The organism is Anoxybacillus sp. ST4, from assembly GCF_019448545.1.
Lineage (GTDB): Bacteria > Bacillota > Bacilli > Bacillales > Anoxybacillaceae > Anoxybacillus > Anoxybacillus pushchinoensis.
Genome location: NZ_JAHZOE010000010.1, coordinates 32,951 through 55,635 on the forward strand (window position 1 = coordinate 32,951; position 22,685 = coordinate 55,635).

General features: G+C 46.6%; 21 protein-coding genes and 2 riboswitches. Of the genes, 12 read left to right on the top strand and 9 right to left on the bottom strand.

Features of this window, described 5'->3' with window-relative positions:
- Window positions 1-75 precede the first annotated feature (75 nt).
- Together K1I44_RS08300 and K1I44_RS08305 are read left to right on the top strand one after the other, a co-directional pair.
- Window positions 76-966, top strand: coding sequence for a carbohydrate ABC transporter permease (locus K1I44_RS08300; protein ID WP_219985867.1), 891 nt, complete (start codon window positions 76-78; stop codon window positions 964-966).
- A gap of 11 nt (window positions 967-977) precedes the next feature.
- A complete protein-coding gene (locus K1I44_RS08305) occupies window positions 978-1,793 on the top strand; it encodes a carbohydrate ABC transporter permease (protein ID WP_003396834.1) in 816 nt (271 codons plus the stop codon).
- A gap of 2 nt (window positions 1,794-1,795) precedes the next feature.
- Here K1I44_RS08305 and K1I44_RS08310 read toward each other — a convergent pair whose 3' ends face one another.
- Window positions 1,796-2,131 (bottom strand): DUF3905 domain-containing protein, encoded by a 336-nt coding sequence (locus K1I44_RS08310; RefSeq protein WP_003396833.1) that lies wholly within the window; start codon window positions 2,129-2,131, stop codon window positions 1,796-1,798.
- Between the two features lie 84 nt (window positions 2,132-2,215).
- On the opposite strand from K1I44_RS08310, the gene K1I44_RS08315 reads away from it, so the two are divergent.
- Genes K1I44_RS08315 through K1I44_RS08325 form a run of 3 tightly spaced genes read left to right on the top strand, consistent with a single transcriptional unit; the run spans window position 2,216 to window position 2,635 of the window.
- Window positions 2,216-2,362 carry a hypothetical protein gene (locus K1I44_RS08315; RefSeq protein WP_003396832.1) on the top strand — a complete coding sequence of 49 codons (147 nt, stop codon included), beginning with the start codon at window positions 2,216-2,218 and terminating at the stop codon, window positions 2,360-2,362.
- Window positions 2,340-2,495, top strand: coding sequence for a hypothetical protein (locus tag K1I44_RS08320; RefSeq protein ID WP_035018793.1), 156 nt, complete (start codon window positions 2,340-2,342; stop codon window positions 2,493-2,495). Before K1I44_RS08315 ends, K1I44_RS08320 begins: the two co-directional genes overlap by 23 nt.
- Window positions 2,492-2,635, top strand: a complete 144-nt coding sequence (locus tag K1I44_RS08325; RefSeq protein WP_219985868.1) for a hypothetical protein — start codon at window positions 2,492-2,494, stop codon at window positions 2,633-2,635. Before K1I44_RS08320 ends, K1I44_RS08325 begins: the two co-directional genes overlap by 4 nt.
- Window positions 2,636-2,811: 176 nt before the next feature.
- On the opposite strand, the gene K1I44_RS08330 is transcribed toward K1I44_RS08325, so the two are convergent.
- Together K1I44_RS08330 and K1I44_RS08335 are read right to left on the bottom strand one after the other, a co-directional pair.
- Window positions 2,812-4,542, bottom strand: coding sequence for a B12-binding domain-containing radical SAM protein (locus tag K1I44_RS08330; RefSeq protein WP_219985869.1), 1,731 nt, complete (start codon window positions 4,540-4,542; stop codon window positions 2,812-2,814).
- A 100-nt stretch (window positions 4,543-4,642) separates the two neighbouring features.
- The gene (locus K1I44_RS08335) at window positions 4,643-6,424 is read right to left on the bottom strand and encodes an L-lactate permease (protein WP_219985870.1); all 1,782 of its coding nucleotides are present in this window, start codon (window positions 6,422-6,424) and stop codon (window positions 4,643-4,645) included.
- 217 nt (window positions 6,425-6,641) lie between these two features.
- On the opposite strand from K1I44_RS08335, the gene K1I44_RS08340 reads away from it, so the two are divergent.
- The 6 genes from K1I44_RS08340 (at window position 6,642) to K1I44_RS08365 (ending at window position 14,374) form a co-directional block, all read left to right on the top strand.
- A complete protein-coding gene (locus K1I44_RS08340; protein ID WP_219985871.1) occupies window positions 6,642-7,361 on the top strand; it encodes a FadR/GntR family transcriptional regulator in 720 nt (239 codons plus the stop codon).
- A gap of 106 nt (window positions 7,362-7,467) precedes the next feature.
- Entirely contained in the window at window positions 7,468-8,184 is a 717-nt protein-coding gene (locus tag K1I44_RS08345; protein ID WP_219985872.1) for a (Fe-S)-binding protein, read from the top strand.
- 11 nt (window positions 8,185-8,195) lie between these two features.
- Complete coding sequence (locus tag K1I44_RS08350) at window positions 8,196-9,614, top strand: LutB/LldF family L-lactate oxidation iron-sulfur protein (RefSeq protein WP_219985873.1); 1,419 nt, start codon at window positions 8,196-8,198, stop codon at window positions 9,612-9,614.
- The gene (locus tag K1I44_RS08355; RefSeq protein WP_219985874.1) at window positions 9,614-10,276 is read left to right on the top strand and encodes a LutC/YkgG family protein; all 663 of its coding nucleotides are present in this window, start codon (window positions 9,614-9,616) and stop codon (window positions 10,274-10,276) included. Before K1I44_RS08350 ends, K1I44_RS08355 begins: the two co-directional genes overlap by 1 nt.
- A gap of 155 nt (window positions 10,277-10,431) precedes the next feature.
- On the top strand, window positions 10,432-12,594 hold the full coding sequence (locus K1I44_RS08360; protein WP_219985901.1) for a PAS domain-containing sensor histidine kinase: 2,163 nt from the start codon (window positions 10,432-10,434) through the stop codon (window positions 12,592-12,594).
- Between the two features lie 43 nt (window positions 12,595-12,637).
- Window positions 12,638-14,374: a methyl-accepting chemotaxis protein gene (locus tag K1I44_RS08365; protein ID WP_219985902.1), complete on the top strand. Its 1,737-nt coding sequence runs from the start codon at window positions 12,638-12,640 to the stop codon at window positions 14,372-14,374.
- Window positions 14,375-14,380: 6 nt separating this feature from the next.
- Here K1I44_RS08365 and K1I44_RS08370 read toward each other — a convergent pair whose 3' ends face one another.
- From K1I44_RS08370 to K1I44_RS08395, 6 genes are all read right to left on the bottom strand, one after another.
- Window positions 14,381-15,340, bottom strand: a complete 960-nt coding sequence (locus tag K1I44_RS08370; RefSeq protein WP_003396804.1) for an ABC transporter permease — start codon at window positions 15,338-15,340, stop codon at window positions 14,381-14,383.
- 2 nt (window positions 15,341-15,342) lie between these two features.
- Window positions 15,343-16,830: a sugar ABC transporter ATP-binding protein gene (locus tag K1I44_RS08375; RefSeq protein WP_219985875.1), complete on the bottom strand. Its 1,488-nt coding sequence runs from the start codon at window positions 16,828-16,830 to the stop codon at window positions 15,343-15,345.
- A complete protein-coding gene (locus tag K1I44_RS08380; RefSeq protein ID WP_003396799.1) occupies window positions 16,827-17,945 on the bottom strand; it encodes a sugar ABC transporter substrate-binding protein in 1,119 nt (372 codons plus the stop codon). The genes K1I44_RS08375 and K1I44_RS08380 overlap by 4 nt, the downstream gene beginning before the upstream one ends.
- Window positions 17,942-18,976 (bottom strand): S-methyl-5-thioribose-1-phosphate isomerase, encoded by a 1,035-nt coding sequence (mtnA, locus tag K1I44_RS08385; RefSeq protein ID WP_219985876.1) that lies wholly within the window; start codon window positions 18,974-18,976, stop codon window positions 17,942-17,944. The genes K1I44_RS08380 and mtnA overlap by 4 nt, the downstream gene beginning before the upstream one ends.
- Window positions 18,977-18,986: 10 nt before the next feature.
- A complete protein-coding gene (mtnK, locus tag K1I44_RS08390) occupies window positions 18,987-20,156 on the bottom strand; it encodes an S-methyl-5-thioribose kinase (protein ID WP_003396796.1) in 1,170 nt (389 codons plus the stop codon).
- A gap of 72 nt (window positions 20,157-20,228) precedes the next feature.
- Window positions 20,229-20,328, bottom strand: a riboswitch (SAM riboswitch).
- 86 nt (window positions 20,329-20,414) lie between these two features.
- Window positions 20,415-21,209 carry a carbon-nitrogen family hydrolase gene (locus K1I44_RS08395; RefSeq protein WP_219985877.1) on the bottom strand — a complete coding sequence of 265 codons (795 nt, stop codon included), beginning with the start codon at window positions 21,207-21,209 and terminating at the stop codon, window positions 20,415-20,417.
- Between the two features lie 96 nt (window positions 21,210-21,305).
- Here K1I44_RS08395 and K1I44_RS08400 point away from each other — a divergent pair, with 96 nt between their 5' ends.
- Complete coding sequence (locus K1I44_RS08400; RefSeq protein WP_219985878.1) at window positions 21,306-22,478, top strand: pyridoxal phosphate-dependent aminotransferase; 1,173 nt, start codon at window positions 21,306-21,308, stop codon at window positions 22,476-22,478.
- Window positions 22,479-22,567: 89 nt separating this feature from the next.
- Window positions 22,568-22,674, top strand: a riboswitch (SAM riboswitch).
- Window positions 22,675-22,685: the final 11 nt, after the last annotated feature.

Here is a 22,685-nt window from a genome sequence, read left to right on the forward strand (position 1 = left end):
CCTTCTTTCAAGTGAAGTGTTGCACAATCTTCGCTTGAAAGAGGTGAATAGCACTTACGCAAGGGAGATGAAAATATGTTTAGTCGTAAGCGATGGAGAGAAGCAGGAACGGCATATACGCTATTAGCACCGACGTTATTTGTTCTTCTTTTATTTGTCATTGGTCCGATTTTATTTGCGATTTATTTATCGTTTCATAAAGTGCAGCTGTTAGGGACGACAAGTTTTCAATTTGTCGGGTTTGATAACTTTACACGTATATTAGAAGATACACGGGCAAAAATTGCGCTTTGGAATACGGTAAAATACGTGGCGATTGTCGTGCCGACGCAAACGATGTTAGCGCTCGCTTTAGCGGCGACGCTTAATGCCGGTTTAAAAGGGGAAAAGTTTTTCCGCATCGTTTATTTTTTACCGACGTTAACATCGTCCGCCGTTTTGACGCTTATTTTTATGTGGATGTACAACCAAAACGGTCTTGTTAACCACGTGCTCAAGTTTTTCGGTTTGCCAACATACAACTGGCTTGGCGATCCGTCTGTAGCGTTAAATGCGATTATGATAATGAACATTTGGTCGACGGCACCGTTTTTTATGGTCATTTATTTAGCTGCGCTGCAAGATATTCCGGATTCATTGTATGAAGCGGCTGAGCTAGATGGGGCAAACGCTTGGCATAAATTTTGGTACGTCACCGTCCCATATTTAAAGCCTGTCACATCGTTTGTCGTCATTATGGGCTTAATCGGTACGTTCCAACTATTTGACCAGTCATACATTTTCTCTGGCGGTTCAGGCGGTCCGAACAACGCGACGTTAACGGTAGTCCTTCTTATTTATCAATATGCGTTTAAATCGCTTGGCACGATGGGATACGCGGCTGCATTAGCGTTTGCGTTAGCGATCGTCATTTTACTTGCGACGTGGTTGCAGCGGAAGTTTTCAAAAGAAGAGTCGCTTTATTAGGGGGGAAGGACATGCGATTAGGTAAAGCATTATTATATACCATTCTCGTATTATATGCGATCGTGACGATGATTCCATTTTTATGGGCGCTTTCGTCATCGTTTAAAACGCTTGAGGAAATTGTGAGCGGTTCGATTAATTTTATCCCGGAAAATTTTACGCTCGATAATTATAAACAAATTTTCATTGAACAAGAGCTGTTTCCGCGTTGGTTTATGAATAGCGTCATTATCGCGGTGACGGTGACGATTTTGAATTTAATTTTTAACTCAATGGCAGGGTATGCGCTCGCTCGCCTTCATTTCCGAGGAAAACGTACCATTTTTATGATCGTGCTTGCTGTATTAATGATTCCAGCGCAAGTGACGATGATTCCGAACTATTTAATTTTAAAACAGCTCGGTTGGTTGAACTCGTATCAAGGCATGATTGTCCCGGCGATGATTAACGCGACGTTTATTTTTATGATGCGTCAATTTTTCATTAACTTCCCGAAAGAATTAGAAGAAGCGGCAGCGTTAGATGGGTTAAGCCGCATCGGTACGTTTTTCCGCATCGTGCTGCCGCTTGCTCGACCAGCGCTTGCCGCGCAAGCCATTTTCGTCTTTATGGGCTCGTGGAACGACTTTATGCGTCCGCTTATCATTTTATCCGATCCGCAACTGTTCACGTTGCCGTTAGGGTTAAATAGCTTTAAAGGACAATACATTAGCTATTGGAACTACATTATGGCGGCGTCAATGGTGTTTACGATGCCTGTATTAGTCATTTATGCGTTTTTCAATCGCTACTTTATTAAAGGTATTTCGTTTACAGGTGGAAAATAGCTTTAATCTGCCCCATATCCGACGTCTTTGTCTGGATGCATAAACGGAGCGTTTTCGCTTCGTTTTTTTTCTAATTGCGCACGGTTTTCAGGCGTGTTCCAGCCGATGTCGTTCGTCGGATGCACCCATTCGTCCCCAGCCATGATGCTCGGGTCTGTTTCATCGCTCCATTGATGAAGCGGTGAGTTTGGCGAATTGTATTTACTGTCGCCGATGACGACGCCATATTTGTTCACAAACGGCGGCTGCATGCGCATGCCCGTTCCTTTAAACGACGGAGCATGTATTTGATGCGGCTGCGTTTCGTCCAAAATTGGCGATTCGATATCTTTTTCCATCCATCATCACCTCGCTATTAATGTGGCTTAACAACGTATAAAATATGTCGTTTTGCATGACATTACTTGTGAGGGGGGATTCATATGCGTTTTCCAATTGCGCAGTTGCATGAGCGCGACATCGCCCAAGTGCAACAATGGGAACAAACGCTTCGGCAACAAACAGGTGAAGACATTATATTGATTGCATACAAAGGAGTGGAACGTGATGAAAAGAAAAGTGACACATGATGCGGCAAAAACAAATAACCAAACGCCGACGGAAAGCATGCCGAAAGATGAATTTGCTGCGCAATACGCCGGTGGCGAAGATATGAGCCGAGGGGCGAACCGAAACTCGAAAAAAGGACGGCAAGGAAAATGAAAAATAAACAAGCAGGGAAAACGATTCCAATTCCAAGCGATATATTAAAGGAAGAATTCGGGAGCGAACAAGGCGACATCAATGCGCATAAAGTGATCGAGCTGTTAGAAGAAGTGAAGAAGGAAGATGTCTCTCCCTAAATATGACTAAAAGCGCTAGCATGAGGAGCTAGCGCTTTTTTACATCATCTCTAAGCTATCGAATTCCGAACATTCGACAGCTATCTTCTCTAGCAAGGAACATCCCTAAATGATGTCCTTCCCGCACTTTAAATCTTCCTTATAGTTCAAATTGTAAAACCTCAATAAATGATTTGTCAATTCGTGTCCATCTCTAAACTATACGTCTCTGCTTTCATCGTCGATTGGTTAAAGTAAACGATCATCGCCATGTTGCACAGGCGCACTTGTTTCGTTTGTAAATAATGCGGCAAGTCGAAAGGAATCATTTCGACGACGGTATGTTTAAATAATTCTTTTTCGCTTAGGGAAAGAAGATGCGGTTGTTCGGACAGTTTTTCGTATACGCGCGCGCGCGCACTTTTGTCCGTTTTTTCGTCCCACCACGGTTTGCGCGGTTTTTGTTTTTGATTGCGCAAATAGTCGTATTTCATGAGCGCTTCGACGATCGGCAAGTCGTTCGTGTGTAACGTTTGTAAAAACGAATAGAGACGGCGGAATAAATCTTCAAGCTGATGTCCGATGCGCGCCCATCCTTGTTCGTCCCAATACGTGCCGAACGATTGGAAAAAGTCAAACGGTGTGTCAAATAAATGGGTGACGATATATTCAATCGTCTCGTCCATGCGATGATCGTTCCAATATTTTTCAAGCACATCTTCTACTTGTTTTAAGCGAATGACGTCGTCAAATGATAGCACGCGGTTGCGCAACATTTCATACGGTGCCCGATCCATAAAGACGTAGCCGTACTCGTCTGCTTGACGGCGCAGTCCTGTGCCGCGTAACATTTTTAAAAACCCGAGCTGCAATTCTTCAGGGCGAAGGGCAAACACGTCGTTAAACGTTTTGCGAAACGATGTGTAATCTTCTTCAGGAAGTCCGGCAATTAAATCGAGATGTTGCGCAATTTTTCCACCTTGTTTTACCATCGTAACCGTTCGGGTAAGCTTATCAAAATTTTGTTTCCGCATGACGAGTTTATTGACTTCATCGTTCGTCGATTGCACGCCAATTTCAAAGCGAAACAGTCCCGGCGGCGCTTCACGGTTTAAAAACTCGATCACTTCTGGACGCATAATATCCGCTGTAATTTCAAATTGAAAGACGACGCCCGGCACGTGTTCGTCAATTAAAAATTGAAACATATCCATCGCATAGCTGCGGCTAATGTTAAACGTGCGATCGACAAATTTAATGACTTTCGCGCCATGTTTCATTAAGTAGCGTAAATCTTCTTTTATTTTTTCACGGTCAAAATAGCGCACACCAACTTCAATGGACGACAAACAAAATTGACAGCTAAACGGACAGCCGCGGCTCGTTTCCACGTATGTGACGCGCTTGGACAAATGCGGAATATCTTCTGGAAAGCGAAACGGCGACGGCATATTCGCTAAATTGATTTTATTTCGTTGCGGATTGATGACCGGTTTGCCGTCTTTGTGAAAGGCAAGTCCAGCGATCGTTGCGACATCTTCACCGCGATGAAGCGCCGTTAGAAGCTGTTTAAACGTTTCTTCTCCTTCGCCGATGACGATATAATCAAACTGTGGTACGCGTTCAAGCCAATAAGCAACGTCGTATGACACTTCCGGTCCACCGACGACGATCGTAACGTTCGGATGCACTTTTTTTAATAGCTGAACGACTTCAATCGTCTGTTCAATGTTCCAAATGTAACAGCTAAATCCAACGACATCCGGCTTGCGTCGGTATAAATCGGTGACGATATTTAACACAGGGTCTTTAATCGTATATTCGACGAGCTGCACATGAAACTCCGGTGCGGCGTACGCTTTCAAATACCGAATCGCTAAGTTTGTATGAATATATTTCGCATTTAACGTTGTACAGATAATGTTCACTGCAAACGACTCCTTCATATGTAGGTTGCAACAAGCTATTATATCATATCGGAAGGGAAGGAAAAAAGGGTGCCCTACAAGAAGGACACCCTCTTTTATGTTACGCAGAAATTTGTTTTTCTGCTTTTTTCGTTTTGCCGCGGTTTGACATCATAAAGAAGATGAAAGCGATGACGACGACGGCGTATAAAATGAACCATATGTTGAAGCCGCCGACGATGAAGCCCATGCCAAGCATACCTGCGGCTAAAATGTAATACGTCATCGGAATGAGCGCTTTACGAATTAAACTTCCTTCTTGACCGACGAGGCCGACTGTTGCAGAAGCAGCGACGACGTTATGGACGCAAATCATATTTCCTGCTGCTCCGCCAACAGCTTGCAGCGCGACGACAACCGCAGCGCCTGAAGCTGACAAGCCGATGCTTTCTGCCGTACCGAACTGGAAGAGGGAGAACATCATATTGCTAAATGTGTTACTTCCAGCGATAAACGCGCCGAGCGCACCGATGAGCGGCGCAACGACCGGCCATGCTGAACCAGCGATGTGCGATACCCCTTCAGCTAAAACGAGCGGCATGCTTGCAAGCTCTTCTGTTTTTGAGTTAATGAAAATGTTGATCATTGGCACGGCGAAAATGAGCGCCGAACCTGCGCTTAATGCCGTTTTAAATGAATCGCTAAACGCTTTTTTGTAGCTTTTTGCATCCATGCGATGTAACACGTATGTGATGAGCGAAACGACTAAGAAAATTGTACCCGGCAAGTAAAGTGGCGTCGATTTAATCGCGATGCCGGAGTTAAATACGTTGTCGATTAAAATGGTGACGCTTTCTCCTGTTAAAAATGTTTTTACTTCCGTTACTGTGCGCGTAATGACGAGCAAAATCGCAACTAATACGTACGGGAACCATGCGTTTAAAAGCGAAATGCGCTTTTTCTCTTGCCCGATGGTCGTTTGTTCGTTGTTTAAACGGCCGATCCATTCTTGTTCCCACTCGCTGCGATGTTCAAAATCAAACGTATCTTTCGGCATAAATAACCCTGCTTTGGCGGCTGGTACGACGATCATAAGGCCGATTAACGCCCCGATTAACGATGGAAACTCTGGTCCGAGCACGTTCGCGATGATCGCGTACGGGACTGTGAAAGCCAATCCGGCAAGCAACGCAAATTTCCATACGCGCAATCCTTCACGGAACGAACGGTTTTTACCGAAAAAGCGCGTCATCATGCCGACCATAATAAGCGGAATAAACGTTCCGACTAACGCATGAATGATGCCGACGTTTGCGGCAATTTGCAATAAGTAATCTGTGAACTCCATATCGCCAATTGCTTTCATCACCGCTTCTTGGTTTGCAAGCCCTGTGTTGACTCCAACGAGAATCGGTGTTCCGATTGCGCCGAAAGAAACAGGTGTACTTTGAATAATAAGCGCAACTAATACGGCAGCCATGGCAGGAAAACCGATGGCGACAAGAAGCGGAGCGGCGATGGCAGCTGGCGTACCGAATCCTGCTGCCCCTTCAATAAACGAACCGAACAACCAAGCGATAATGATTGCTTGAATGCGACGGTCAGGTGAAATGTGAATAAACCCTTGGCGAATCGTTTCAATCGCGCCGCTTTCTTTTACCGTATTTAAAAGCAATACCGCGCCAAAGACGATAAACATAATTTCAATCGCTGTTTTTATACCGTTGACGCTTGCGGCGGCAACAACGTTCATTTTTGTTCCCCAAACAAATAGCGCAATAGCTGCGGTAACGACGAGCGCGACAGGCATTGCGCGGCTCGCTGGCCATTTGAGCACAACGAGAAATAAGAAAACTGTTAAAATTGGCAATAGTGCGATAAATGACAACATACCGATGCTCATATAAATCCCCCTTTGCTTATGTGAATGATTCAACAATATGTGACGACGTAATCCCTTACCCCCTCGTCATAAGGTCATACAATCATCTGATGAGTATATCATAATGTAAGCGCAATCATTTTTCAATACAAAAATTTAAAAATTTTTCACACTTCTTTTGTACAAAAATATGATATGATATTCTATTTGTGTGGGGGAGTAAACAAGAGATGATGGGGTGGACAGTGTGTACAAACAAATTAAACCAAAAAAAATATATGAAGAAGTAGCCGAAGCCATTTTACATATGATTCAAACGGGACAGTTAAAGCCCGGAGATAAACTCGACTCCGTTCAGCAGCTTGCCGAAAACTTTCAAGTTGGTCGCGCGGCGATTCGCGAGGCGTTAACGGCGCTGCGGGCAATGGGGCTCATTGAAATGAAGCAAGGGGAAGGGACGTATGTGCGCGAATTTGATCCGGCGATGCTGTCGTTTCCGATTTCTGCTGCTGTGCTGATGAATAAAGAAGACGTTGCTCATTTATTAGAAGTGCGTAAATTGCTTGAAGTCGGCGCAGCTGGAGTGGCGGCGCGAAAACGGACGGAAGAAGATTTGCGCGCGATGCAAAGCGCCCTTACGCAAATGCGCGAAGCGATTGGCGACGAAGAGCTTGGGGAAAAGGCCGACTTTTTATTTCATATGGCGATTGCGGCGGCGACGAAAAATCCGCTATTGGTCAGCTTAATGAACAACGTGTCAGGCATGATGATGGAAACGATGCGTGAAACGCGCCGCATTTGGCTGTTTGCGAAACAAGCGACGACCGAACAGCTGCTTGAGGACCATATCGCTATTTTTGAGGCGATCCGCGAACAAGACGCCGAACTTGCCCAAGAGCGAATGAAAGACCATTTAGGACATGTGGAAAAAGTGCTTTCTGGCTACATACGTTCATAACGGAGGGGCTTCCTCCGAATGTACTCATCAGATGACCGGTTGACTAATTTGGCAATTAGATGTAGAGTGAAAAAAAGAAAACGTTTTCTTGGAGAGGGGATCGGGAATGAACGTCACATTATTTGTTACATGTTTAGTCGATTTGTTTCACGTCAATGTCGGAAAAGCGACAGTCGAGCTATTAGAGCGGCTTGGCTGTACGATTCATTTTCCCGAAGCGCAAACGTGCTGTGGACAGCCGGCGTACAATAGCGGCTATGTAAAAGAAGCGAAAGAAGCGATGAAACATATGATTCGCACGTTTGAACATGCCGAATATATCGTCACGCCATCTGGTTCGTGTGCGACGATGTTTAAAGAATATCCGCACATTTTTAAAGGCGACGGTGAATGGGAAGAGCGGGCGAAACGCGTTGCCGATAAAACGTATGAACTGACGCAATTTATCGTCGATGTGCTACAAGTGGAAGATGTCGGGGCACGGTTAGAAGGGAAGGCGACGTATCACACATCATGTCATATGACGCGCCTGCTCGGTGTGAAAGACGCACCGCTTACATTATTGCAACACGTGAAAGGGCTAGAAGTTGTCCCGTTGCCAAACGCCCATAATTGCTGTGGATTTGGCGGCACGTTTTCCGTCAAAATGGGACCGATTTCGGAACAAATGGTCGATGAAAAAATTCAATGCATCGAACAAGTCGAAGCGGACTACTTAATCGGAGCGGATTGCGGCTGTTTAATGAACATCGGCGGGCGCATCGAGCGAAAAGGCAAGCCGATTCGCGTCATGCACATTGCCGAAGTGCTTAACTGTCGATAGGGGGGACTTATATGGCATTGAAAATTAACATGGGAGAGTTTCACGAACGCGTCGAGAAAGGGATTCATAATACGTTTATGCGCGGAGCGGTTGCTGGAGCGCAAGAGCGGCTGCGCACGCGGCGGTTGGAAGCAGCTGCTGAACTTGGCAATTGGGAAGAATGGCGGGCGCTCGGAGAAGAAATTCGCCAACATACGCTCGAAAACTTAGATTACTATTTAATGCAGCTGAGCGAAAATGTAAAAAAGCGCGGCGGCCATGTGTTTTTTGCGCAAACGGCAGAAGAAGCGAACGACTACATTTGCCGCGTCGTCGCAAGCAAACAAGCGAAAAAAATTGTGAAATCGAAGTCGATGGTGACGGAAGAAATTCATATGAACGCTGCGCTTGAAAAGCTCGGCTGTGAGGTGATTGAAACGGATCTTGGCGAATACATTTTGCAAGTCGACGACCACGATCCACCATCGCACATCGTCGCGCCGGCGCTTCATAAAAATAAAGAACAAATTCGCGACGTATTTAAGGAAAAGTTAGCGTACACAAAGACAGAAAAGCCGGAAGAGCTCGCCCTTCATGCGCGCCATATGCTTCGCCATGAATATATGACAGCTGATGTGGGCATTACCGGATGCAATTTTGCGATTGCCGAGTCCGGTTCGATTACGCTCGTGACGAACGAAGGAAACGCTGACTTAGTGACTGCTTTACCAAAAACGCAAATTACGGTCATGGGAATGGAGCGCATCGTCCCGACGTTCGAAGAAATGGAAGTGCTCGTTAGCTTGCTGACAAGAAGCGCGGTCGGGCAAAAACTGACGAGCTACATTACGGTATTAACAGGTCCGCGCGATGAAGGAGAAGTGGACGGACCAGAAGAATTTCACCTCGTCATTGTCGATAATGGGCGTTCCGATATTTTAGGAACGGAATTTCAGCCGGTGCTACAATGCATTCGCTGCGCCGCTTGCGTCAACGTCTGTCCGGTATATCGCCATATCGGCGGACATTCGTACGGTTCGATTTATTCCGGACCGATCGGGGCGGTGTTGTCGCCATTGCTCGGTGGATATGACGACTATAAAGAGCTGCCTTATGCATCGACGTTATGTGCGGCATGTACCGAGGCATGTCCGGTGAAAATTCCGCTTCATGAACTGTTGCTCAAGCATCGCCAAACGATCGTCGAGCGCGAAGGAAAAGCGCCGATTTCCGAAAAGCTAGCGATGAAAGCGTTCGGATTAGGTGCAGCATCGTCGCTTTTATATAAAATCGGTTCAAAAGTGGCGCCGAGCGCGATGAATCCGTTTACCGTCAACGACCGCATTTCGAAAGGACCAGGACCGTTAAAAGCGTGGACGGACATTCGCGAGTTTCCAGCGCCAGAAAAAGAGCGATTCCGCGATTGGTTGAAGCAAAGGGGGAATGAGTGATGGAAGCTTTTTTGCAACGCATTGCGTCGCGGCTCGGACGCGATGTGCGCACGTCTGTAGAGCGCCCGAAATGGAAACATGCCCCGCAACATACCGTATTTCAAGGGTATAGCCAAGACGAGTTGCTTGATGAATTAAAAAAGCAATGTACGCGCATTCATACGACGCTTGTCGAAACGACAGCGGATCGTCTCGTTGACGCGATAGACGACGTTATAGCGGCACATGGCGGCGGCCCGATTGTCGTCGCCAACGATGAGCGTTACGAGCAGTTTGGATTAAGCTCGCTTTTCACGCGCGAAGATGTACACGTATGGGATCATACGCTCGGACGGGCGAATATCGAAGCGGCTGAGCGAGCCAATATTGGCATGACATTTAGCGATATCACATTGGCTGAATCAGGAACGGTTGTGCTATTAAACAATCGCGATCAAGGGCGAACGATTAGCTTTTTACCGAAAACGTACGTGGCGATTATTCCGAAAAGCACGATCGTTCCGCGCATGACGCAAGCGGCGCGCCTCATTCGCGAGAAGCGCGTGCCATCATGCATCAACTTCATTACAGGTCCGAGCAACTCCGCAGATATTGAAATGAACTTAGTCGTCGGCGTGCACGGACCGGTGAAAGCGACATATATCGTCATCACCGACCGATGAGCAGCGAACAAGCTGCTCTTTTTTATTCCGATCAGATTAGTAAAATTTTCAGAAAGTTAAGAAGGAATAACAAAAAATGTAGCGAATATAATCAAAACAATATAGTAGAGAGGGAGTTAGTTGAGGAGGGAAAGCGTTTGAGTGCGAAAGGAAATATGATTGAACAATCTCAATCCATCAAGCTGATTAAACAAGAAAAAGAAGCGATGGAAGAGAAAATACGTCAATATCGTTTTATTTTTGAACAAGCGACAGATGCGATTGTGTTAGTGAATAAAGACGGGGCGTTCATTGACATGAATGAAGCGGCGTGCCGCCTGTTTCGTGCGTCAAAAGAAAAACTGCGACAAAAACATTTTCAAGACTATTTGCATCTTGTGCCTGAACATATTTTCCAATTTCAAAAACAAATGCTCCACAAGTTCGGGTCATATGACGACGAGCTAGTCATCCGTTTAGCTGATGGCGAAACGAAGCATGTGCAATTGTTTATGCGCCGCCACCCATCATTTGATTTATACATCATCCGCGACATTTCCTCAAAAAAAGTGCTTGAGCGTGAACGTTCGATTAACGAAACGTTATTTAAAGATTTGTTTAACCGCGCAGGCGACGGCATCGTCATTTTTGATGTACAAGGGCGATTCATTGATGCGAATCCTTCCTTTTGCGCGAGCGTCAACGTAAACAAAGAGGAGCTGTGCAAGCTTTCCATTCAAACATTTATCCCGATCGAATATCATCATTTGTTCGAACAACTGTTGCTGACGTTAAAGCGCACAGGGACAGTATCGAGCGAACTGCCGTTTATTTTAGCGGACGGCATGCAAAAGCTGTTTGAAATTACCCTTACGGCGAACGTACATAGCGGCTTTTTTATGGCGATTATGCGCAACGTCACCGAAAAGCGAAATATGGAAATGAACTTACAGCGAAGTGAAGAGCGATTTCGTGCCATTTTTGAACAAGCTCATGAAGCGATTATTATTTGCGATGACTTCGGCAACATTTTGCGCGCCAACCCTGCAGCAAGCCGAACGTTTGAATTGCCGCTTCATGATCTCGTCCATGCGAATGTATTGCAATTTATCGATGCAAAAAGCAAAAAAGCGCGCCGCGTGCTACGCCAATTTTTCCGCGACGGACAAATTCGCGACGAATTAACATTTCATATGCCAAATGGAGAGCGAAAACAGCTTGAATTTACATCGAAAAAAGGGGCAATTAACGGCTACCATTTAACGATTTTTCGCAACGTTAGCGAACGTAAAAAAATGGAGAAAGAGTTGCGCGAACAAGAACAAAAGTTTCGCAGCATATTTAATCATGCGATGGACGGGATGATGTTAATTGACGATGAGCAGCGCATTTTTGATGCGAATCCGGTAGCGTGCCGCATTTTCGCTTTAAAAAAAGAACAGTTGATCGGAAAACGTGTGCACGCTTTTATCGGAACGAATCATTTAAAACATTTTCAAACGTGGCTGAGCGAAGCAGGGGAAGAAGAAGAAGAATTCGTCATGGTGGACGGAGAAGGGAATCGAAAAATTGTTGAACTGTCGTTTAAACGAAACGTCATTGAACATGTTGGACTTATGATGGTGCGCGACATTACGGAGAAAAAAGAAATGGAAGAACGTCTGCGCAAGTCGGATACGTTAAACGTCGTCGGGCAGCTTGCGGCAGGAATCGCCCATGAAATTCGCAACCCGATGACAGCGTTAAAAGGGTTTATTCAACTGTTACAAGGAAGCATGAGTCATGAGAGCGAAACGTATCATATGTACTTCGATGTCATTACGTCGGAATTGAAACGAATTGAATCGATTATTACCGAGTTTCTCGTGCTCGCTAAGCCGCAAGCCACTCATTATGAAAAAAACGATGTCGCGAAAGTGATGCAAGAGACGGTTGACTTATTAAGCGTGCAAGCGACGATGCATAACATTCAAATTGAAGCGGTGTACGAACACGTTCCGCTCATTTATTGCGACCCGAAACAATTAAAACAAGTGTTTATTAACATATTAAAAAATGCGATCGAAGTGATGCCAAAAGGCGGGACGATTGCCGTGTCCGTTCAGCGTGTTGACGAAGGGGTGCGCATTGCTGTTCGCGATCAAGGTTGCGGCATTCCGAAAGAAAAAATAAAAAAACTAGGCGAGCCGTTTTATACGACGAAAGAGCGAGGCACAGGGCTCGGATTAATGGTAAGCTATAAAATTATTGAAGAACATCGCGGACGTATCGATATTGAAAGCGAAGTAGGTGTCGGCACGACGTTTTATATTACTCTACCAGCGACGAACGATATGTAGTACAATAGACTTATATGTCAAGACAGCTAAAGAGGTGGATATGATGTTATTTAAACGTCTTCGTCCGGCAGTAAGCGAACTGCTTGAAAAAGGAACGGACTATTCGTTTCACGGACGGTTTGTCGATACGTTATCGTATAACCATTTTACAACGGAAGATTTCGCAAAGTTAAAACAAATTGATGAACTAATTGCCCCGCACAAGCAAGAAATGGTTCGCCTTTTTTATGAAGGGTTGCAACATGTGCAGCCGGAAGCGGCGAAAACGGTGACAGAAGCGCGCATTGAGGCGTATGTAAACGCGTTTTTTACAATGGAGCGCAATCGGGCGTACGTCGATGAATCGCTTCGCTTTTTCCATTTGTTGCGAAAAGAAAAAGTGAACGTCGGCAAGCTGATCGTCGCCTTTAACCAGTTCAATTTCTTCGTTTTAACGACGCTTTTAGCGAAAGTGGCGCTAGCGCCAAAACGTTGTTTAGCGCTAATGGAAGCGTTACAACGGGCGATGAATATTGAGCAACAGCTGCTCGTGGAAGTATATACGGAAACGATGATGGAGCAAATCGCAAGCGGCACAGCTGAACTGATGGAACAAAACGCAGAAATTATGTTTATTAAAGATTTGCTTCAAGCGCTCGATCAACAAAATAGCGACGTGCAAATGGTGACGGCGGCGACGGAAGAAATGACGACAGCCGTATCGGAAGTCGCACATGCGGCGACCGTCATCGCAGAAAAAACGACAACGTCGGTGGAACGAGCGGAAAAAGGACAACATATGATGAACGAAGCGTTTGAAGAAATTATGGAAACGTCTGAGCAATTTACCCGTATGGTTGATCGCTTTGAACATTTACAACAACATTTAAGCGCGATTGAAAAAGTGATGCAGCTCGTGAACGGCATTGCGGATCAAACGAACTTGCTAGCGTTAAACGCTTCGATTGAAGCGGCACGTGCTGGGGAATACGGAAAAGGGTTTTCCGTTGTGGCAGAAGAAATTCGCAAGCTTGCTGATCATACGGTACAATCGCTCGGAGAAGTGCAACGAAACGTCGGAGAGTTGCGGACGATTTCATCAGAAGTGTCATCGGCCATTTATTCGACGTCAGCGACGATTCGCCAAGCGGTCAACCAAGCGCAAGAAGCGATGCCGCTCTTGCAAGACATCGTCCATGCGATGGGAGACATTCAAGATAGCACAAATACGAACGCAGCTGTTGCGGAAGAACAAGCGGCAGCGGTAGATGAAATTTCTAGCCGAATGTCGTCGATCGCTTCATTAACGGAATACGTGCGCGAACTCGGCGAAAAAACAGGAAAGACGGTGCATGCGCTAAGCAAAGCGATTGACCGTTTCCGTTTAAGTATGGTGAATGAAAATAGCGTGAAACTATCTGCTAAAGCGCTTCTTCATTTAGCAAAGACGGATCATTTATTATGGAAATGGCGCATTTATAATATGATTGTTGGGTATGAGACGATTCGCCCAGAAGATGTCGCTTCCCACTATCAATGCCGACTAGGGAAATGGTATTTTGATGAACAGACGAAAAAGCAGCTAGCTGGCACGCCAGCGTACGAACGGCTGAACGCGCCGCACGAACGAGTACACGTCGCGGCAAAAAAAGCGGCGGAAGCGTATGCAAAAGGCGATAGAAAAGGAGCCGAAGCGCAACTTATTGAACTTGAACAAGCATCTGCCGAAGTCATTCGTCTCATTGACGAACTGATGGAAAAAGTCGAAAAAGAACGAACGTTTGAAACCCACCTCGCGTAAGGTGGGTTATTTTTTCGCTATATGGGACAACGCAAGTGCAAAAATTAAAATGGCGCCTTTGACAATATCTTGAGCGTAATATGGCACGTTCATCATCGTTAACCCGTTTAATAATACGCCGATGAACATCGCGCCAAGCAGCGTGCCGATGACGTTCGGCTTGCCAGCGCCGAATACAGAAAAGCCGATGAACGCCGCTGCGACCGCATCCATTAATAACGGCGCACCTGCCGACACTTGTCCGGTGCCGATGCGCGAAGCGAGCACAATGCCGCCTAAAGCTGCAAACGCTCCGCTAATCATATAAGCATACGCGCGATAGCGATTGACCGGAATGCCGGTTAGTCTTGCGGCTTCGCGGTTTTCTCCCGTCATATAAAACATTCGCCCTGCTTTCGTGTACGTTAAAAAAAGATGGGCGCAAACGACGATGATGAGCATAAGCAAGACGGAAAAAGGGATGCCAAACAGCTCTCCTTGCCCGATAAATAAAAAAGAAGGGATAAACTTGCCCGGCGCTACACCACCTTCTGGAAGCGGCATGTCATTATAAATTGAAAATCCTTTCGTATATGTGAGCTGAACGCCGTTGACGATATACATGACCGCTAACGTCGCCAACAAATCAGGCAGCCGCAGTTGAATCGTTAAAAACGCATTGCACAACCCGACGAGCACTCCGAGAAGAAGCGGAATGATGAGCGCGACAAATAGTTCTTGCCGATGTAAAACGAGCGCGGATGCGCTAGCGATCGTCGCTAAGCTAGCGGTTGAGCCGACCGATAAATCGAACCCATCGACGATGAGCGAAAATGTGATTCCGATTGCGACGAGCGTGACGATAGAAATGGATCGTAAAATGTCGCTAAAATTTGCATACGTGAAAAAAGAGTCGAGCGTAGCGCTAAAAAAAGCGATGACGACAACAATCGCAACGATCGTTCCGTATTTATATAAAAATTTCACCTTTATTCACCTCCGCTCATGTCATGAACGAGCTGTTCGTATGTCGTTTCATATGCTTTCACTCGCTTAATGAAGCGACCGTCCACCATGACGTAAATGGTATCGGCGATATGAAGAAGCTCTTGGCATTCGCTCGTGAAATAAATAATCCCCTTTCCTTCGTCCGCAAGCGAGCGAATAATCGCAAACACTTCTTCTTTTGCATGCACGTCAATGCCTTTTGTCGGCTCATCAAAAATAAAGACGTCGCTATTCGTTTGCAGCCATTTGCCGATGACGACTTTTTGTTGATTGCCGCCGCTTAAGTTTTTCGCAAGCGCAGTCGGCGAAGACGGGCGAATATGTAACGAAGAAATGAGCGATGTAGCGAGCGCCCGCTCGTCTCGTTTTCGAATCCATTGCCACGTTGACACGCTAGACAATAGCCGCACCGTCAAATTTTTTTCGACCGTTTCGTTCATAAATAGCCCTTGTTTGCGCCGTTCTTCTGGAATGAAACAAACGCCAGCTTCAATGGCGTCTTTTGGCGACGACCATGCTTGTTTTTTGCCGCGGACGATGCGTTCACCTGTCGTTTCGACCGCAGCGATCATGCTTTCTGCCAATTCCGTTTTTCCCGCTCCAACGATGCCGGCAATGCCGACAATTTCCCCGCGGCGTACAGTAAGGTCGACCGTCGTTTTCGTTTTCGGAATGTATAGTTGCTTCACTTGAAAAAGCGGCTCTCCGCTTATTTCACGACGATGTTTTTGGCGCACGTCCGCTCGTCGTCCGACCATATGGCGCACGATATCTTCTGTCGCTAGCGACACATCGCCTTCGTAAACGACTGTCCCATCGCGCAAAATCGTCATGCGGTCGCAAATGCGTTTTATTTCGTGCAGCTTGTGCGAAATGTAAATAAACGCCACGCCTTGCGCTTTTAACTGTTCAATCATCGCAAACAACCGGTTCGTTTCTTCATCGCTAAGCGAGGCGGTCGGCTCGTCCAAAATGATGTAGCGCGCGGAAGAGGAAAGGACGCGCGCCAGTAAAATGAGCTGTTTTTCATGAAGCGTGCACGTTTGTACGGGCGCATCGAGCGACAAATGTTCCAAGCCGACGCGCGCAAGAAGCTGTGTGACAAATGAACGTTGCTTCGTTTTTGAAAACAACGGTTGTTTTTGCGCGACGATATGTTCGGCGAGCACGTTTTCGTATACGGACAAAGCAGGGAACAACGCGGCATCGACTTCTTGTACGACATGTCCGATGCCCGCTCGTTTCGCATCTTTTGGTGAAAAAAAGGTGTGCGTCTTTCCGTCGATGGCAATCGTTCCGCGCGTCGGCTGCAACACGCCGGCTAAAATGTTCATTAACGTGCTTTTTCCTGCGCCGTTCATTCCTAAAAGGGCGTGAACTTCGCCCGGTTGGACATGGAAGTTCACGCCGTTTAATACGGTGACGTCACCAAATGAATGGACGATCTCATTCATGCGTAAGCCGCTCATTGCTTATTCACCTTTGCCTCTAACGTTTTCATCCATGGTGAAACCGCAACGTTCGATTGTCCCCAGCTTTGGATGTAGTTGTGCAAATCGTTCATCGTAATCGCTGTGTTTGGCAAATCGGAACGTTTCACTAAATGCGGCTCAAGCGAGTAAATGTTTGGTGTCGGCTCGCCAGCAATTTTTTGATAAGCAAAGCGCACTTGTACGCGCCCAACTTCCGCTGGATCGGTAGCGGTCGTTGCGACCCAAGGGCTGTTTGGCTGTTGAATCATTTGTAAATCTTCATCGCTTAAGTCGATGCCGTACACTTTAATTTCTGTTCGGCCTGCTTGTTGAATGGCGCGCGTCGCTCCTTTGGCGAACTCATCCCACGTCGCAAACACCGCATCGATGTCGCCTTTGTTCGGATATTTTTTCAAAATAGCTTCCATTTGCGTTTGCGTATCTAGCGCTGTATTGGCGCTTGCGGTGCCGAATTTCGCCACTTCTTTTATGTTCGGATATCGTTTTTGAAACGCTTCATAAATGACGTGGCGCCGCTCCATCGGCGTAAAACCGCCGACCCAAATGGTGACAATTTCCCCTTCGCCGTTTAAATCTTCCGCTAACGTTTTTAACGTTTTCCACGCTAAGCTGTAATCGTCTTGGTCAATAACCGTGACGCCCGGAATGTTTAAGTCGTTGTCGAATGCGACGACGTGAATGCCTTTAGCGAGCGCTTTTTCAACAGGCGCTTTGAGCGCGTCGGCGCGTCCGTGGTCTAGTAAAATGGCATCGACGTTTTGGTTGATTGCTGTTTCAACGTATGAGGCCATCTTCGTTAAATCGTTGTCGGCGTTATAAATTTGCACGTCGCCGCCAAATTTCGCGACTTGTTCTTTTACGCCGGCGATATATTGCGATGAAAACGTGCCGATCGACATTTGCATAATGGCAGCAATTTTAATCGGCTTTTGTAACGCTTCTGGAATGTCGGCTTGTTCTGTTTCTCCTTTTGCTTCTTCTTTCGCTTCTTGTTTCGGCTGTTCGGCCGGTTTAGATACGGCGTCTTGTTCATTCGTGCACCCTGTTAAAAGGGCAAATATAAGCACGATGAGTATTGATAGTTTTTTCATGCGAAAACCTCCTCAAATAATGTCGGTAGCTTCGTTTTGTAGTCGCCAGACACGATGCCTTTTTCGGTAATGATGCCGGTAATGAGTTCATGCGGCGTAACGTCAAATGCAGGATTGTACACGTTCACATCCGGCGCGATGTTTACGCCAGCGATATGCGTCACTTCTTCTTTCGCCCGTTCTTCAATCGGAATGTCGTCCCCTGTTTCCGTCTGTAAGTCGATCGTCGATAGCGGAGCGGCGACGTAAAACGGAATGTGGAACGCGTTCGCTAAAATCGCTAAGCCGAGCGTGCCGATTTTGTTCGCTGTATCGCCGTTGGCGGCAATGCGGTCTGCCCCGACGATGACGGCAGAAATGCGCTTTGCTTTCATCGTTTGCGCCGCCATATTGTCTGTAATGAGCGTCACATCGACGCCAGCTTGCGAAAGTTCCCAAGCGGTAAGCCGCGCACCTTGCAGCACAGGGCGCGTTTCGCAAGCGTACGCATGAAGCGTCATTCCTTTTTCTTTCGCTAAATGAAACGGTGCGAGCGCCGTGCCGTATCGGGCGGTAGCAATCGCCCCCGCATTGCAAATCGTCATGATGCGATCGCCGTCTTGGAACAAAGAAAGGGCATGTTCGCCGATGCGTCGGCATACGTCTTCATCTTCAACTTGAATGCAAATCGCTTCATGAATGAGCGTCGTTTTCGCTTCATTGACCGAGGTGGCGTTGGCGACGCTTTTCATGAGCCGGTCAAGCGCCCAAAATAAATTGACGGCGGTCGGGCGCGAGCTCGCTAAATAGTCGCGGTCGCGCTTTAAGTTGGCGTGAAACTGTGCTAAGTCGTTCGTTTCATACGATTTCGCCGCGAGCGCTAACCCGAAGGCGGCCGTCATGCCGATCGCCGGCGCTCCGCGTACGTTGAGCGCGACGATCGCGTCCCATACGTCTTTTATGTTTTTTAATTCTAAATATTCAGTCTTATGAGGCAATGCTTGTTGGTTTAAAATCGTAATATGTGTATCGTGCCATTGTACAGATTTCATCGTCTTCCTCCTAGCTGTTGACATGTACCGTTTGTTGTACGAGACGTTTGATAGCATGAATCGGCAAATGTTCACGTTGCACGATGAGCTCGCGTCCGAGGCGAAGAGCGTGCCGTTTTGCTTCTAGCCGCCGTTCAAGCGGCAATTCGTCCAAATCAGCTACGTGCGCTAAGCCGATCGTGCGGCGAATGACTTCGCAACCAGCAAATCCGATCGCTTCGACGAGCGCATCGTTCATGATGTCGTCGAGCACGAAAGAAACGCGCGCATACGGTTCGTTGCTTTCTTGCCAACATGTTGTAAATGTGCGAACAAACACGTCCCACGTTTTTTCAATATGTGTAAAGAGCGGCTCGCGTTCGCTTTCATGGCGAGAGAGGGCGTTTAATAGTAAATTGGCAAAAAATTGCCCTAAATCAAAGCCGATCGGACCGTAAAATGCAAATTCTGGATCAATTACTTTCGTGTCATCGTCGCTTGCGAATATGCTTCCGGTATGTAAGTCGCCATGAAGCAACACGTCTGCTTTTGTTAAAAAGAGCCGTTTTAATTTCGCTGCTTCGCGCTTGAGTTCATCATCTTGCCAAAGCTGCTCGACATCAGCACGAAGCTCCGTTTCAAAGCTGTTCGTGTCGTGGTCAAAAAACGGGTCGGTAAAGACGAGATCTTCCGTAATTTTACATAGTTCAGGGTTTGTAAATTGTTGGGCGAGCTTCTTTTTTTGTTGTTGATTCATGCCAAAATCCGATGTATAAAACGCTGTTTTGGCGATAAATTCCCCAATATGTTGTGACAAGTGCGGGAACGTTTTTCCTTCGATCAGCCCGCGGCGCGCGATTTGTAAATGTGATAAATCTTCCATCACTGTAATCGCTAAAGTCTCATCGGAATAATACACTTTTGGTACATACTGAGGGACGTAGCTTGCGAACGTGCGCAACGCTTGGCTTTCGATTGTTGCGCGCTTTAATGTGAGCGGCCAGCTTTCACCGACGACTTTCGCGTACGGCAACGCTTGTTTTATGATGATGCTGTCGTTTGTGCGCTCGTTGACGATGCGAAAGACGAGGTTTAAGTTGCCATCGCCAATTTCTTGGCATGAAAGAAGCGCATCTTCTTGGAATAGCCCTAAACGAATCGCGAGCGCGACCGCCTTTTGCTCTGTTAACGGTTCGTACATAGTAATTCCTCCCTTAGCATAAATAAAAAACCTCTTTCGCTGAACGAAAGAGGTTTGAAGTTTGCTTCGCACCTCTTATCTCTCAGCCTACTGCTGCAAGAATTAGCACCGTGCGTCATCGCCGGTTGCCGGGTTTCATCGGGCTCGTCCCTCCACCTGCTCTTGATAAGAGTGTTTGTATTATTCGAATGTTTGTAACAATGAAAAAGTTTCGTGAATTCGCTTGATTCGAATCATACATCGCTTCATGCTCGTTTGTCAATCATTTTTTAAAAATTTTTTATACACATCTGGACGGCGATCGGAAAAAATCGGGATGCGTGCGCGCACATGTTGCACGTCATTCATATCGATCGTCGCCATCACGATCGCCTCTCGTTCATCCCCTTCAGCGATGATGTGTCCCCATGGGTCAACGATCATCGAGTGGCCGGCAAATTCGTTGTTCGGATCTTTTCCTGCTCGGTTGCAAGCGACGACGTAACATTGATTTTCAATCGCGCGCGCCATTAACAACGTGCGCCAATGATGCAGGCGAGCGAGCGGCCATTCGGCGACGACAAATAGCACTTCGGCGCCGTGAAGCGCATGCGTGCGAATCCATTCCGGAAAGCGAATGTCATAACAAATGACGCCTGCGCCCGTCACGCCGTCAAGCGAAAATATGCCCGTCGTTTCCCCAGCTTGCAAATGTTTATGTTCATCCATCAATTTGAACAAATGAAGTTTACTATATTCGCTAACGACATGACCGTTTCGATCGACGACGTACATCGTGTTCGTTATTTGTCTTTCCGTCTTTTTCGCTACCGATCCGCCGACAATATGCACATTGTACGCGCGTGCAAGCGAAGAAAGAAACGTTTTTGTATGTTCGCCGTTTTCATCGGCGATATCGCCAAGTCTCGCTAAATCGTATCCTGTCGTCCATAGCTCTGGCAAGACGACGACGTCGACGTTACGGGCAATTTGTTCCATGTAGCGCATGACGGTTTGTTTATTTTTTTCCGGCTCCCCAAAGGCAATGTCCATTTGTATACAAGCAATATTCATTCGTTTCACCTCGAAAAAATTTTCTTTACATTTTGATTTTTACAATATATGATGTTTGACTAGAATTTCAACCTTTTTGTGAAGTAGGTGGGCAAAATGACGACATTTCCGCAATCGAACTTGTTACAGCAACTACCGAAGCAATTTTTCGCTTCGCTCGTCCAAAAAGTACATGCGGTCATTGCTGAAGGGCGAGATGTTATTAATTTAGGACAAGGAAACCCGGATCAGCCGACGCCTCCGCATATTGTTGCCGCGCTTCAGCAAGCGGCTGCCAACCCGACATATCATAAATATTCGCCATTTCGCGGCTATTCGTTTTTAAAAGAGGCGGTGGCGACGTTTTATAAGCGCGAATATGGGGTAACGATTGATCCAGAAAAAGAAGTCGCCATTTTATTTGGCGGAAAAGCTGGGCTCGTTGAAATGCCGCTTTGTTTAGTAAACGAAGGCGATGTCGTGCTCGTTCCCGATCCCGGTTATCCGGACTATTGGTCGGGCGTTGTGCTGGCGCGGGCGCGCATGGAAATGATGCCGCTGCGAGCGGAAAACAATTTTTTGCCTAATTATGAGGAGTTAGATGAACGTGTCGTAAAACAAGCGAAACTTATGTTTTTAAACTATCCGAACAACCCGACAGGCGCGACAGCGACGGAATCGTTTTTTAAAGAAACGGTTTCGTTTGCACAAAAATACGGCATTGCCGTCGTACACGATTTTGCGTACGGGGCGATCGGTTTTGACGGGAAAAAGCCGGTCAGCTTTTTGCAAACAGAAGGAGCGAAAGACGTCGGCATTGAAATTTACACGTTTTCAAAAACGTACAATATGGCAGGATGGCGCATCGGCTTTGCGGTCGGCAACGAAAGTATGATTGAAGCGATCAACGTTTTGCAAGATCATTTGTATGTGAGCATGTTCGGCGCCATTCAAGAAGCAGCAGCGGTCGCGCTTTTACAGTCGCAACAATGCGTCGCTGAGCTTGTTGCCACGTATGAAGCAAGACGGAATACGTTTATTCGCGCGCTAAAAGACGTCGGTTGGAACGTGCAAGCACCAGCAGGATCTTTTTTTGCGTGGCTTCCGGTGCCAAAAGGATATACGTCTGAGACGTTTGCTGACCTTTTGCTTAATCAAGCGCATGTGGCGGTCGCACCGGGCATCGGTTTTGGGGAACATGGGGAAGGCTACGTGCGCGTAGGGCTATTGACGAGTGAAGAACGGCTAAAAGAAGCAGCGGAACGAATCGGACGGTTGCAACTTTTTTAAAAAATGATTGACAAATGGAGAAAGTGCTGGCATAATTCGAATTACATTTACGAAAAACGAACTGTTCAAAAAATTATATACATTGCGAATTCTTATCAAGAGTAGGCGGAGGGACGAGCCCGATGAAGCCCGGCAACCGACTTAACAGCTGTTAAGCACGGTGCTAATTCTCGCAGCAATCGCTGAGAGATAAGAAGAGACGACTGA